The following is a 14,376-nucleotide window of genomic DNA, read 5'->3' on the forward strand; positions in this document are numbered from 1 at the left end:
AGGTACATATGGCAAAACAATCTAGTCCATCTCTTATTGCTGATAATCGTAAGGCCCGTCATGATTTTAATATTCATGAAACCTATGAAGCAGGCATTGCTTTGACAGGTACTGAAATTAAATCGATACGTCAAGGTAAACTGAACTTAAAGGATAGCTTTTGTCGTATTGATAAAGGCGAGCTTTTGTTGTATGGTGTTCATATCAGTCCATACGAACAGGGCAATCGTTTTAATCATGAACCTGAACGGACCCGTAAATTGTTGATGCATAAATCTGAAATCAATAAATTACATGCGCAGGTTAAGGAGAAAGGATTCTCTTTAGTGCCGCTAAACTTCCATTTTAGCCATGGTTATGTAAAGGTAACTGTAGGCCTTGTAACTGGTAAAAAGTTATACGATAAGCGTCAAGATATGGCGGAACGCGATGCTAAGCGAGATATTGCAAAGCGTCTTAAAGAGCAACAAAAATATTAAGATATAAAGATCGAGTCGTTTTGGCTCGGTCTTTTTTTTGTGATATTTGTTAACTTTGGTAATATTTTTGGTTGATAAAAATACACGTTAAATTTATAATGTTAACAAAGAGGTGTTTGTGTAGTTGACATTTTCTGAGTAGAGGAGAAATATCATGAATCAGAACATTCGGTACATTACAGAAGTTGCTATTTTAACGGCTATGATTACTGTATTAGGTGCTATTAAAATACCTAATGTCATTCCAGGTATAGAGTTTCAACTGTCAGCTCCATTGGCGGTAGCCATATGTGCCGTATTCGGATTTAAGAAATATATTATTAGCGGATGTCTATCTAGTTTAATCGGTTTAGCACTAGGTACACAAACTATTTTGAATGTTATGATTGCTATGCAATTTAGACTTATCGTAGGGCTAATTCTTTGGATGTGTCACAATCATATGATAGGTATTATGATTTCTGGCCCGATTGCATCTGCATTAGCGCGATTGACCTTGTCTGTATATATCGGTAAGGCTGCATTGCCTATGGTTGCATTAGCAGTGCCAGGCATGATTTTTACTGTTATTATGGCACCAGTATTTGTGAAAGTATTCCGTAAAATTCACAGCCAAGTACCTCAAAATGATCTTGTTAAAGGGAAGGTGTCATAATGGCTGAGTTATATAGTGTACGCATGCGTGCTGCTCAAGGTGGTCCCCATGAAAAAGGGGGCCACCATATTTCTGGGGCAGAGCGGATTGTGAAGTTAGAAGAAGTAGGGGCTATAGCTCAATCGTTAGCTGATCGCGCACTGCATCACAGTAAAGGAACAGCTGATTTTATCAATATTACTGTAGATTTAATCCCACCGGAGAAGATTAGATATATTGACTGTCTAAAGGTAGAGGAACATAAAACTAGTAGCATTTCTGAATCTCATCAATTGGCGACTGAGCTTTTACAAGGTCCTAATATTAGTAAGGCAGCTATTCATAAAGCTATATCTTTGTTAAAAGGTTTAGATAAATCTATGCGCGGCGCTATGTTAGTGGATACAATTACTGGCGAGCGCTTAGATACAGGTGACCGCGGAGTACGTGTTAGTCATATGGACTCCTTTGATTCTTATGCATTAGGTGATAATGAACATATGAGAGAGGCTTTAGTATTAGCTTCAAAGGTTCAATCAGCAGATGGTATTGTTGGCGAATTATGTTGGTCTGATGATCCAGACTATACAGTAGGTTATGTTGCTTGCAATGGTGTATACCATCGCATTCCTAATATGAAAGAATTAGGCTCAAATATAGGGGGCCGTGTTTTCTTTGTACGGTCTGATATAGATAGTGAAAGTGTAATTGAGTATTTGGAGAGTGCTCCAGTACTTGTTCAACGGAGATAGAATGTACAAATTTTTTAAAGAACAATTGGACTCTAAGATAGAGAACCATAATTTACGAACCTTAAGAGAATACTGTCCTCTAGATGCAGTGCGAGTAAAACGAGATGATAAAGAATATTTAATGATGGCTTCAAATAATTATTTGGGCTTAACTTTTGATACTCGTGTAATAGAAGGGGCTCTGAAAGGGACTCAAGAATATGGTACTGGCTCAGGTGGGTCTCGACTTGTGTCTGGAACATTTCCATTGTTTACAGAGCTTGAAAATGCATTAGCAAAATTTAAGAATACAGAAAAAGCGCTCGTATTTAATACAGGTTATATGGCTAATGTAGGAACAATTTCAGCTATTGCGGATAAGGACACTATTATCTTTAGCGATGCTTTAAATCATGCTAGTATTATTGATGGTTGTAGATTAAGTCGAGGTACTATAAAAACATATAGCCACTGTGATATAGACGAGTTAAAGTATCTGTTGAAACAGGTAGATCGAAACACTCGAAAGCTTATAGTTACAGATGGCGTATTTAGTATGGATGGGGATATTGCACCATTAGATAAGCTATATGAACTGAGCCGTGAATATAATGCACTGCTCATGGTAGATGATGCCCATGCAACTGGAACTATCGGCAATGGCCATGGTACAGCTGCCTATTTCGGTCTTGAAAAAGAGATAGATATACAACTTGGCACATTAAGTAAATCCCTTGGTTCGGTGGGGGGCTATGTGGCTGCTAATAGTACAATTGTTGATTATCTTGTTAATACGAGTCGTAGTTTTATATTCTCTACCGCATTGTCTCCAGCAGATATTGGGGCTGCTCTCGTTGCACTACAAATCATTGATTCTGATACATCTGTTTTAGAACGTTTGCAAGGCAATGTAGGCTATATGTCAGACCGATTAAATTCTCTGGGCATTGATGCTACAGATGATACGCCAATTTTTCCAATTCTTATTGGTAAGAATGAAGATGCTTTAACTGTATCTAATTATCTATATGAGGCTGGAATCATTGGCACAGCTATTCGTCCACCTACAGTACCTATTGGCGAAAGTAGAATTAGACTAACGGTGACTGCTGCGCATAATAAAGAACAAATAGATTATGTGTGCCAATCACTGCATAATGCTATGAAACAATTAGACTCATGATAGTACATAATATATCTAATAAAGATAGAATTGAAAGAAACCGATATTTGATTAGTTAAGTCGTCGCTATTAGGTAAGCAGAGTAGTCTAACAATAGTGGATATATCTGAGTTGTAAAGGCTTCATATAATTGACAGCAATATTAAATAGGCTTATAATTATTAGACCGACGCACGGGGATGTAAAGGTTTCGACAGGGGTGCGTGTGGTATAGATAGCGAGTCGGCGTTCCATGAGGCCGTTAAACGGTGGGAAAACATTTAAACGCAGAAGAAAATTTTGCATTAGCTGCATAAGCTACGTCCCTCATACTTGTGCCTACCAAGTGTGAATGGACGTCAAACCGTAGGCTGGCTTAATTCAGTTGTTCATATGAATTAGGCGAGACAACATGAACTGGGGTTGTGTAGCTTGTCTGTGAGCGGTAGCAACCTGAGAGCTAAATCATAGACTGTGCTCGGAGAAGTCTATATGGCAACACTTCTGGACAGGGGTTCGACTCCCCTCATCTCCACCATATTGAATATATATGCTAGTAGTATGGAATACTTAATAATGTTTCTATGCTTCTAGCATTTTTTTGTACACAAAAAATTTAAAAGTCAATAATTTTTGTCGCTTTGATTGTGCACAATGAATATGAATTTATATAGATTTTATCTATGTTTTATAAAGGTAGAGGGGTATCGAAAAAATTGACTTTGTCTATAGAATCCTGTAAAATATATAAAGATAATTATGCAATTATGAGACATAGATGATTAGTTTCGTGTAAAGGAGTACATATAATGAAGTTCCGTTATTCCCGTATGTTAGCGGCTCTCGTTGTATCCGCTGTAATGGTTGCTGGTTGTGGCAGTAATCAACAGCAAGCAGGCGACGTGAGTGTCAATGCATACAAAATTACTGCAAGTGATGCACAGGTAAACCAAACCTATGCTGGTACAGTAGTTGCAGAAAACTCTGTAGCTGTACATGCTCGTGTAACGGGTTACGTAGTTGAAAAATTTGTTAAAGGCGGGGAGCAAGTTGTAGCTGGACAGCCATTATATCGCATCGACTCTCGTCAATACGAAGCTGCTCTTGCCAATGCTGAAGCACAAGCTGCTCAAGCTAATGCAAACTATAAAAATGCTGAAGTAGACCTTAATCGTTATGAAACATTGGCTCAACAAGATGCTATTGCGCAACAACGTGTAGATACACAACGCAGTACTGTAGAACAAGCTAAGGCAGCCTATGAAGCATACCAAGCATCCGTAAAAATTGCTCAAGATAACTATGGGGATACAATGGTATATGCACCATATTCTGGTACATTACGTATGGATGATATCGATATGGGTACATTTGTACAAGCTGGTTCTACAACTTTAGTTACAATTGACTCCATTGATCCTATTTTTGTTGAATTTAGTATGACAGAGCAAGAATACCTTGACTTCATGAAAAATCCAACTGGCGATGATTCCAATGGTCCAAATATTCAATTAAAACTTGCTGATGGCGAAACGTATAATCAACCAGGTTCTATTGTTCAAGCTGCAAAAAGCCTCGACCAGTCTACAGGTAAGCTCGTGTTAAAAGCGTCCTTCCCAAATCCTGATCATTTGTTATTGCCAAATATGTTTGCCACAGTAATTTCTCCTGGTCAAAAACTTAAAAATGCTATTCTTGTTCCTAGTCGCGCTATTCTTCAAATCATGGATAAAAACTTTATCTTTGTTGTAAATGCTGATGGTGTAGTAGAACAAAAAAGTGTTGAAGTTGGCGGTACAAGTGGTAGCGATACAATTATTAAAGCCGGTTTAGCACCTGGAGACACAATCATCGTTGATGGCTTAACTAAGGTTAAAAACGGTGCGAAGGTTAATGCTAAATTGCTTTCAAAAGAACAATTAAAAGCTACAAAATAGAAGGGGGCTAGATCGTGTCGAAATTCTTTATTAATCGACCTATCTTCGCCATCGTAATAGCCATTGTTATTACCTTGGTAGGTCTCATTTCTATGATGAACCTTCCGATAGCTCGATATCCACAAATTTCTCCACCTACAGTTCGTGTAAACACTGCCTATACAGGTGCAACGGCTCAAGTTGTAAATGATACAGTGGCCAGTGTTATTGAAACACAAATTGTAGGCGTACAAGATATGGACTATATGACATCTAGTAGCTCTAGTAACGGTAGTTACTCTTTGACTGTTCAGTTCAATCAAGGCACAGATGCCGATATGGATACGGTTAATACTCAAAACCGTGTTCAAGCAGCACTTGCACAATTGCCTGCAGAGGTACAAGCAGTTGGTGTTACAACTACTAAATCATCTGGTGATATGGCAATGGTATTCTCCTTGAGCTCACCTGATGGTACTTATGATTCTACATTCTTAAAGAACTATGGTACCAACTATATGATGGATGCTATTAAAGCCATTAAGGGTGTTGGTTCTGTACAAGAGTTTGGTTCTGACTATGCTATGCGCATTTGGTTAGATCCAGCGAAGATGCAAAATCTTGGTGTTACCATTTCTGAAGTGACTGCAGCTATTAAGGGGCAAAACTTACAGGCTGCGGCAGGTACAGTTGGTCAAAATCCTACTAATGGGGAACAAGCATTCCAATATCCTATCAAAATTGAAGGTCGTCTCGTAACACCTGAACAATTTGGCAATATTGCTATTAAAAGCTCTAATGGTAAGGTATTGCATCTAAAAGATGTTGCTCGCATTCAAATTGGTGCTAAAGGATATGACTTTGTTGCTAAGTCCGCTCATAAAGAGGTAGCAGGTTTTGCTATTTCCTTACAAAATGATGCCAATGCATTAGAAACTATTGCGAATGTTAAGAAGGTACTAGATGAACAATCTAAATCTTTCCCACCAGATATGCAATATAACGTGGTTGTAGATAATACTAAATTCGTAAGTGCTTCCATTAATGAGGTAGAGCATACCTTTGTAGAAGCATTACTACTCGTTCTTTTTGTAGTATATGTATTCTTACAATCCTGGCGATCTACAATTATTCCTATGATTGCCGTACCAGTATCCTTGCTAGGTACATTTGGTGCTTTCGTATTACTTGATTTCTCTATCAATACGTTAACATTATTTGCCATGGTATTGGCTATTGGCCTCGTTGTTGACGATGCTATCGTTGTAGTAGAAGCGGTAGAGTATGAATTAAAATATAATGGCTTACCTCCTAAAGAGGCGGCTATTAAAGCGATGGAAAATGTACAAGGCCCTGTAATTGGTATCGCTTTCGTATTGGTTGCAGTATTCGTACCAGTTGCCTTCATGGGTGGTATGACTGGTATCTTATACAAACAATTCGCTTTAACAATCGCTGTATCTGTTGTTATTTCTGCGATTATCGCCCTTGTATTAACACCAGCATTGTGTGCCACGATGTTAAAACCTCACACGCCAAAAGAACGTGAGGACTGGGTACATCGTCAGTTAAACAAATTTAATGCAGGCCTAGAACGTTTCAGCAATTGGTATGGTATCCAATTAGCTCGTTTAAGCCATCGTTTGAGCTTAACCGTTATTGCACTTTTAATTTTTGCAGGTGGTACAGGCTTAGTATTTCACTTCTTACCAACATCCTTTGTACCTGCAGAGGATAGCGGTTACTATATGATCGCCGTTAATGAGCCACCTGGTGCTACATCAGAACGTACTATGGCTACACTTGAAAAAATAGCATCTTTCTTGGAAGGTAAAAATGATCCTGAAAAACCTAAGGATGAGCAATTGTTCCAAGAAGTATTTACTGTAGCTGGCTTTGACCTCTTAGGTGGCGGTCAAAAATCAAGTGCTGGTGTAATCTTTGCCACAATGTCCGATTGGAAGTATCGTACAACACAAGCTACATCTATTAATGCAATGATTGGTCAAACCTTTGGCTTTGCAGCTCAAGCTGTACCAGAAGCAACTGTAGTTGCTTTGAATCCACCATCTATCCCAGGCCTTGGTACTACAGGTGGCTTTAGTATGTACCTCATTAACAAAGCTGGTGACAGCCCACAAGTTATGGCTGAACGTGCCAATGAGTTTATTGCAGAAGCTCGTAAGAGTCCAGCTATTCAATCTATTTACACTACATTTGACACATCTACACCATCCTTACAATTTGATGTGAATCGTGAAAAAGCGGCTCAAGATGGTGTGGCATTAGCTGATATCTTTACTACATTGCAAGGTTTCTATGGTAGTATTCAAGTCAATGACTTCACTACATATGGTAAAAACTATAAAGTAGTAGTTCAAGCTGAAGACGCTTACCGTCAAAATGCGGAACAGCTTAATATGCTAGCTGTTCGTAATAGCAAGGGCCTTATGGTTCCAGTATCTAACTATATTACAAAGGAACAAACTGGCACTCCATCTAGTATTACTCGTTTTGATAATGCAATGGCTGTACAAATCGGTGGTTCTCAAGCGAATGGTTACTCCTCTGGTGATGCGATTAATGCATTGAAAGAGGCGGCAGCTAAAACTTTACCAGCCGGTTATACATATGACTGGGCAGGTCAATCTCGTGAAGAGTTGAAAGCTGGTTCTCAAACCATCATGATTCTAGGTTTAGGTCTAGTATTTGTATTCTTAATCTTGGCTGCCTTGTATGAATCTTGGAAGGTTCCATTTGCCGTATTGTTCTCTGTACCATCTGGTATGATTGGTGCTTCTTTAGTTCCATTCTTGTTGAACTTTACAGGTAGATATTCCTTAGCTAATGATATTTACATGCAGATTGGTCTTTTAACACTTGTTGGTTTGGCCGCAAAAAATGCGATTTTGATCATTGAGTATGCTAAGATTCGTGTTGACGAACGTGGCATGAACGTTGTTGATGCTGCTATTGAAGCTGCAAAAATTCGTTTGCGTCCAATCTTGATGACATCCTTTGCGTTCATTCTTGGTGTATTGCCATTGGCAGTATCTACTGGTGCTGGTTCTGGTGCTCGTACATCCATGGGTATTACTGTAGTAGCAGGGATGACAACAGCAACATTGTTTGGTATCTTTATCATTCCAATGCTGTTCATCATCATTGAAACACTTGGACCTGGTTTGTTTACAAACCGCAAAAAAAATCACGACTAATCATTTACATTAGATAATTTTGTAGAATGACAAAAACACGTCACTACTTAGTAGTGGCGTGTTTTTTTATATAATTTATGATATAATAGTATAGTTAAAAATCGGATTGACGTAAGTCGATATTAAGTATGAAATTTATATAAAAGAGGTATATTATGAGTGATGTAAAAACATATGTAGCAGGTCATAAAAGCCCTGATACAGATTCTATTTGTTCTGCTATTTCCTTTGCTAATTTCTTAACACAAATGGGTACACCAGCTACTCCAGTATGTGCAGGTGAAGCAAATAAAGAAACAACATATGTATTGAATCATTTTGGTTTTGAACACCCTCAAATCGTTAAGAATTGGGAAGAATTCGCTCCAGAAGGCGGCAACTTGTACTTAACCGACCATAACGAATCTAAACAAATCATTGATGGTTACAAATCCATGAATATGTGTGGCGTTGTGGATCATCACCGCATCGGTGACTTTGAAACTGATGGTCCTGTATTTATGCGTTTAGAACCAGTAGGTTGCTCCAATACAATCATTACTAAATTGTACATTGAAAACAATCAAGCAATCCCTAAAGCTATTGCAGGCTTGATGTTGTCCGCTATCATTTCTGATACTGTTTTATTCCGTTCTCCAACATGTACTGAAACAGATAAAGAAATGGCTCATAAATTGGCAGAAATCGCTGGTGTAGATATCGAGTCCTATGGCCTTGATATGTTAAAAGCTGGTGCAGATATTTCTGATTTGACTAATGACGATATCGTTCGTACAGACATGAAAGAATTCTCCGAAGCAGGTAAAACGATTTCTATCGGTCAAATTTCTGTTATGGATACTACAGATGTATTGGCTAAACAAGCTGAACTTGTAGCTGCATTAGAGGCTCTTCGCAGCGCTAATAACTATGATGCATCTTACATCATGATTACAAATATTCTTGATGAAAGCACTACATTGTTATTCAGTGGTGATGTAGAAGCAGTAGTAACAAAAGCATTTGAAAAAGAAGTTAAAGACAATGGCGTATTCTTGCCAAATACTATGTCTCGTAAAAAACAAATCGTACCACCAATTCTTGGTGCTATGAAATAGTATAGTAGTATACAAAGGAAAAAGAACGTTGCTTGCAACGTTCTTCTTCTCTATTTATATGATTATGAAACTATAGTATATGTAAGGGCGATAGGGGTGTTCCGATGAATTCATTACTAACAGGTTTAAATAAAGAGCAGCAACAAGCCGTTCAACATACGGAAGGCCCTTTATTGATTTTAGCTGGTGCTGGATCTGGTAAAACAAAGGTGTTAACCGTTCGTATTGCACATTTATTGGCTCAAGGTGTCAATCCTTATGAAATTTTAGCCATTACTTTTACCAACAAAGCGGCTAAGGAGATGAAAAGCCGTGTAGAAGGTTTAGTAGGTGATGTAGCCAATCGTATTTGGCTCAGTACGTTCCATAGCTTCTGTGCTAAGTTTTTACGTTTTGAGTTAGATAACTTCTTAGGGTATAACAGTAACTTTACAATCTACGATACATCTGACTCTCAAGCTGTTATTAAGGCCGCTTTGAAAGCATTAAACCTCGACGATAAATACTATCCTGTAGGTGCTATGATCGCCGCTATATCTGATGCAAAAAATAAATTGTTATTTGCTTCAGATTTTAGAAAGCAAGCGAGAGACTTTTACCAACAAAAGGTTGCTGATGTATACGAGTATTATGAACGGGAATTGCGTAAGAATAATGCCCTAGATTTTGATGATCTTTTATTGGTAGCCGTTAAATTATTGCAGTCCAATGAGGCTGTGTTAGATAAATATAGTAAGCGTTTTCGTTATGTTATGATTGACGAATATCAAGATACGAACCATGCTCAATATTTATTGGCTAAATTATTAGCTTCTTATTGGAAAAATATTGCCGTTGTAGGCGATGCTGATCAAAGTATCTACGCATGGCGTGGTGCAGATATTCAAAATATCCTGGACTTTGAAAAGGATTATCCAAACTGCACATCTATCAAGTTGGAACAAAACTACCGTTCTACAAAGATTATTCTTGATGCAGCCAATGCAGTAATTGAAAATAACGAAGGTCGTCCTAAGAAAAATTTATGGACAGATAAGACAGAAGGGGCTAAAATTCAGCATTTTACGGCTCAGTCTGAACATGAAGAAGCTGCTTTCATCGGCGATACTATCGCTAAAAAGCACGATATTCACGGTGTTCCTTATGGGGATATGGCCGTTTTATATCGTACGAATGCTCAGTCTCGTGTGCTTGAAGAGGCACTTATCAAACGTGCTTTGCCATACACAATGGTGGGGGGCACAAAGTTCTATGATCGTAAAGAAATTAAGGACGTATTAGCGTACTTGCGCGTATTATATAACCCATTCGATGATTTGAGTCTATTGCGTATTATCAACGTCCCTAAACGAAGTATCGGCGCTACGACTGTAGCCAAACTACAGGATTATGCCCGTGCTAATGGAACGTCTTTATTTATGACCTTAACGCAGCTACATTTAGTAGATTCTATTAAGGGGAAAACAAAAGAAAAGTTAGAAGAGTTTGGCATTCTTATCTTTACTCTCGTAGCTGAAATGGAAGATAAAACTGTGCTTGATATCTTAGAATCTATTCTCGATAGAACCGGTTACTTGGCACAATTAGAAGAAAGTACAGATCCACAAGATCAGGCACGTGCTGAGAATATCGGTGAACTTTTATCTGTAGCTAAAGACTTCCAAGATACAAATCCAACTGGTACAGTGGAAGATTTCTTGGAACAAGTAGCACTCGTAAATGATGTTGATTCTTTCGAGCAAGAAGAGTCTAAAGTTACATTGATGACATTACATGCTGCGAAAGGTTTGGAATTCCCTATTGTATTCTTAGGTGGCTTGGAGGAAGGTTTATTCCCTCATAGTCGCACCTTGATGAACCCTGAGGAAATTGAAGAGGAACGCCGCCTTGCTTATGTAGGTATTACTCGTGCTGAAAAGGAATTATATATTTCTAATGCCACTACGCGTACCGTATTTGGACGCACTAGCAGCTATTTACCATCTCGTTTTATCGATGAAATTCCAGAAGAGTTAGTAGATGGTTTGCGTGCTAAGCGTAAAGTACCTGATGATATTAAGCGTCATGTGCCACAACATATGAGTGTCACAAGTCGACCAGTTACAAAGCCAATCGTTCGCAATGAAGTAATTGCCGATTGGAAGGTTGGCGATACGGCTATTCATAGTAAGTGGGGCAATGGTAAAGTCATCAATGTTGCCGGCGAAGGGGCTGGTATGAAGCTGACAATTGAATTTCCCACACAAGGTGTACGTGTAGTAATGGCAAAATTTGCACCTGTTAAGAAGGGATAAAATTTGTGTATGGCAGTTAACCTCTCTACATTACTTGTTAGGAACGTATAGAGTGTTACTGCACAGTAAAAGGGATGTAATATGAATCCAAAAGATAGAATTAAAGAGTTACAACAGGAGTTAACTCATGCGCAGTATTTATACTACGTAAAAGATGCTCCTACGATGAGTGACTTTGAATATGATAAAAAATATCGTGAGCTTGTTGATTTGGAAACAGCTCATCCTGAATATATTGTGCCATCGTCTCCAACACAACGGGTAGGTATGAAGGTGGAAGGTTCCTTTGAAAAGGTCGTTCATGGACGCCCTATGTTGAGTCTTTCCAATGTATTCAATGCTGATGAAGTTCGAGCATTTGCTAGTCGCGTAGAAAAGGAATTAGGACATAAGCCTTCTGCGTACGTAGTAGAGTTAAAAATTGATGGATTGGCTGTCAATTTGCACTATGAAAATGGCATGTTTGTACGTGCCGTTACGCGAGGTGATGGTCGTGTTGGGGAAGATGTAACCGCCAATGTACGTACTATTAAATCCATTCCTTTATATCTAGAGGATGCGCCAGAATTTATCGAGGTTCGCGGTGAAGCGTATATGCCTCATAGCGAGTTTAAACGTATAAATGAAGAACGTGATGAAGAGGGGTTGCCAACCTTTGTGAATCCTCGTAATGCTGCGGCAGGCTCCTTGCGTCAACAGGATCCTGCTATTACAGCAAGTCGTAACCTAGCCTTCTTTGCTTATGCTTTAGGTTCCGAAGTAGGTGCTAATATTCATAGCCAAGAGGAATTGCTACAAAGTTTGGAAACTTTTAAGTTTTCTGTAAATCCTCACTATCGCGTGTGTCAAACCATTGATGAAGTTATTGAAACTATCAATTACTGGGATGAAAAACGCCATGACTTGCCATACGATACGGATGGTATGGTTATTAAAGTAAATAGCTTTGATGATCAAGAGGCACTTGGCAGTACTGCCAAAGATCCTAAATGGGCTACAGCCTATAAATATCCTCCAGAAGAGGTAGAAACCATTCTTAAGGATATTACTATCAATGTGGGGCGTACAGGGGTTCTTACACCTACTGGTGAATTGGAATCTGTATTTGTGTCCGGTACAAATGTAAGTCGTGTTACATTACATAACCAAGACTTCATCAATGAAAAGGATATTCGCATTGGTGACCATGTCATCATTCACAAGGCAGCCGAGATTATTCCAGAGGTTATCCGCGTAGTTCCAGAAAAACGAACTGGTTCTGAAGTGCCTTTCACAATTCCTAATACATGTCCTGTATGCGAATTTCCTGCAGTCCGACGTGAAGGTGAAGCCGCTGTTCGCTGCACCAATAAACATTGTCCTGCCATTGAAAAGGAACAAATTATCCATTTTGCATCTCGCGATGCTATGAATATCGATGGTCTTGGGCCTAGCATTGTAGAAAACCTAATCAATAACAAATTAATCACCAATGTTGTTGATTTATATCATTTAACGGTGGATCAACTAGTTACCATGGACCGAATGGGTAAGAAGTCTGCTGAGAATTTGGTAAAAGCCATCGAAGATTCTAAATCTCGCGGATTAGATCGTGTACTATATGGTCTTGGTATTCGTCTAATTGGATCTAAAGCAGCCGGAACAATTGCAAGTGTTGTGAAATCTATGGAACGATTCATGACTATTACTAAGGAAGAACTCGTTGCAGTAGAAGAGATTGGTCCTACAATGGCAGATAGTATTGTTGAATACCGTCAAGATCCTGCTCATGTGGCTATTATTGAAGGCTTAACAGCGGCAGGACTTAAGATGACTGTAGATGTTGTTGAAGCAGCAGGCAACCAAATGGAAGGGCAAATCGTCGTTCTCACAGGTAAACTTGAAGTTATGGGCCGCAGTGAAGCTGGTAAGATTCTTGAAGCTCATGGGGCTAAGGTGACAGGTTCCGTCTCTAAGAAAACAACCCTTGTTATTGCTGGCGAAGACAGTGGTAGTAAACTTACTAAAGCAAATGAATTGGGTATTCGTGTTATGAATGAAGAAGAGTTTGTAGAACTATTAAAAGAATTAGGGGAAGTTAATTAATTTTTTGATGGGGCCCGTTAGCTTTTCTATGAACTAGTTAAAAAGAACTTGCTACACCTGTTTGCTCCGTCCTGCGTAATGTCGCTGCACAGGTATAGCAAGTTTTTTTATAACTGTTGAGACAAACTAGTCCCATCAAAAAATTGTATCCTTTATAAAATGAAGCCCAAAATAATCATAATATATAAATTATGGCTATTTCGGGCTTTAAATAGTTAGAACTTCTGATTTAGGGCAGGTGGATTAAAATACTTATTATATGCTTTATAAAATGTAAACATAGCTGCTGTATATGCTGGAGAGAGAAGTGTAGGAGTAGTTATACTTTCAGAATAAGGCGTAATAGATATTGCTGTACCATCAAAATTATATGTTTGCATAGAATTTATTCGATATTTTACACCTGCATATTTTAAGATTTTATTTGTAAACTCAGTTTTATTTTCACTTTTTTCTAAAGTAGAACTTACATTATTATTGTAGTCATAGAAATATGTACTATTTAATTGACCTATTGCATTATTGCTATAGTCAACCAAATATAGTGAGGAATTTATAACGTAATATGGAGGCGCATATCTTATAACATTTATACTGTTTATATCAATATAGCCATCTCCCTTATTATCAGCATATATGTATTTAAATTTTGATGGATTATCTTTTATTTCTTGGAGAGAAATAGCGTTAGTTGTTAGTGGAAGTAAAATTAAAAATATAGCAAATAAAAATTTAATCATAATATTACCGTACTCCTTAA

The 14,376-nt window shown here is 38.2% G+C and carries 10 protein-coding genes and 1 other RNA gene; 10 read left to right on the forward strand and 1 reads right to left on the reverse strand.

Translation table 11 applies throughout. The features are described from left to right. Positions 1-8 precede the first annotated feature (8 nt). The 10 genes from smpB (at position 9) to ligA (ending at position 13,616) form a co-directional block, all read left to right on the forward strand. Entirely contained in the window at positions 9-479 is a 471-nt protein-coding gene (gene smpB, locus ACWTVK_RS01895) for an SsrA-binding protein SmpB (RefSeq protein WP_004697155.1), read from the forward strand. Positions 480-633: 154 nt separating this feature from the next. Next, positions 634-1,134 carry a hypothetical protein gene (locus ACWTVK_RS01900; RefSeq protein ID WP_105085681.1) on the forward strand — a complete coding sequence of 167 codons (501 nt, stop codon included), beginning with the start codon at positions 634-636 and terminating at the stop codon, positions 1,132-1,134. After that, entirely contained in the window at positions 1,134-1,865 is a 732-nt protein-coding gene (locus tag ACWTVK_RS01905; RefSeq protein ID WP_456045764.1) for a 6-carboxyhexanoate--CoA ligase, read from the forward strand. The genes ACWTVK_RS01900 and ACWTVK_RS01905 overlap by 1 nt, the downstream gene beginning before the upstream one ends. 1 nt (position 1,866) lies before the next feature. After that, complete coding sequence (gene bioF, locus ACWTVK_RS01910) at positions 1,867-3,027, forward strand: 8-amino-7-oxononanoate synthase (RefSeq protein ID WP_456045765.1); 1,161 nt, start codon at positions 1,867-1,869, stop codon at positions 3,025-3,027. A gap of 175 nt (positions 3,028-3,202) precedes the next feature. Beyond that, positions 3,203-3,544: a transfer-messenger RNA gene (ssrA, locus tag ACWTVK_RS01915) on the forward strand. 271 nt (positions 3,545-3,815) lie between these two features. Then, entirely contained in the window at positions 3,816-4,943 is a 1,128-nt protein-coding gene (locus ACWTVK_RS01920; RefSeq protein WP_303939776.1) for an efflux RND transporter periplasmic adaptor subunit, read from the forward strand. Between the two features lie 14 nt (positions 4,944-4,957). Further along, positions 4,958-8,140 carry an efflux RND transporter permease subunit gene (locus ACWTVK_RS01925; protein WP_456045766.1) on the forward strand — a complete coding sequence of 1,061 codons (3,183 nt, stop codon included), beginning with the start codon at positions 4,958-4,960 and terminating at the stop codon, positions 8,138-8,140. Positions 8,141-8,295: 155 nt separating this feature from the next. Continuing rightward, positions 8,296-9,237: a manganese-dependent inorganic pyrophosphatase gene (locus tag ACWTVK_RS01930; protein WP_456045767.1), complete on the forward strand. Its 942-nt coding sequence runs from the start codon at positions 8,296-8,298 to the stop codon at positions 9,235-9,237. Between the two features lie 104 nt (positions 9,238-9,341). Further along, positions 9,342-11,531 carry a DNA helicase PcrA gene (pcrA, locus tag ACWTVK_RS01935; RefSeq protein WP_456045768.1) on the forward strand — a complete coding sequence of 730 codons (2,190 nt, stop codon included), beginning with the start codon at positions 9,342-9,344 and terminating at the stop codon, positions 11,529-11,531. A gap of 81 nt (positions 11,532-11,612) precedes the next feature. Further along, entirely contained in the window at positions 11,613-13,616 is a 2,004-nt protein-coding gene (ligA, locus tag ACWTVK_RS01940) for an NAD-dependent DNA ligase LigA (RefSeq protein WP_456045769.1), read from the forward strand. Between the two features lie 215 nt (positions 13,617-13,831). On the opposite strand, the gene ACWTVK_RS01945 is transcribed toward ligA, so the two are convergent. Then, positions 13,832-14,356, reverse strand: coding sequence for a hypothetical protein (locus tag ACWTVK_RS01945; RefSeq protein ID WP_456045770.1), 525 nt, complete (start codon positions 14,354-14,356; stop codon positions 13,832-13,834). Positions 14,357-14,376: the final 20 nt, after the last annotated feature.

Source organism: Veillonella sp. Ser01, assembly GCF_053850375.1.

Coding starts and splice junctions, on each gene's coding strand:
- smpB (WP_004697155.1), top strand. CDS start 9: ATGGCAAAACAATCTAGTCCATCTCTTATTGCTGATAATCGTAAGGCC.
- ACWTVK_RS01900 (WP_105085681.1), top strand. CDS start 634: ATGAATCAGAACATTCGGTACATTACAGAAGTTGCTATTTTAACGGCT.
- ACWTVK_RS01905 (WP_456045764.1), top strand. CDS start 1,134: ATGGCTGAGTTATATAGTGTACGCATGCGTGCTGCTCAAGGTGGTCCC.
- bioF (WP_456045765.1), top strand. CDS start 1,867: ATGTACAAATTTTTTAAAGAACAATTGGACTCTAAGATAGAGAACCAT.
- ACWTVK_RS01920 (WP_303939776.1), top strand. CDS start 3,816: ATGAAGTTCCGTTATTCCCGTATGTTAGCGGCTCTCGTTGTATCCGCT.
- ACWTVK_RS01930 (WP_456045767.1), top strand. CDS start 8,296: ATGAGTGATGTAAAAACATATGTAGCAGGTCATAAAAGCCCTGATACA.
- pcrA (WP_456045768.1), top strand. CDS start 9,342: ATGAATTCATTACTAACAGGTTTAAATAAAGAGCAGCAACAAGCCGTT.
- ligA (WP_456045769.1), top strand. CDS start 11,613: ATGAATCCAAAAGATAGAATTAAAGAGTTACAACAGGAGTTAACTCAT.
- ACWTVK_RS01945 (WP_456045770.1), bottom strand. CDS start 14,356: ATGATTAAATTTTTATTTGCTATATTTTTAATTTTACTTCCACTAACA.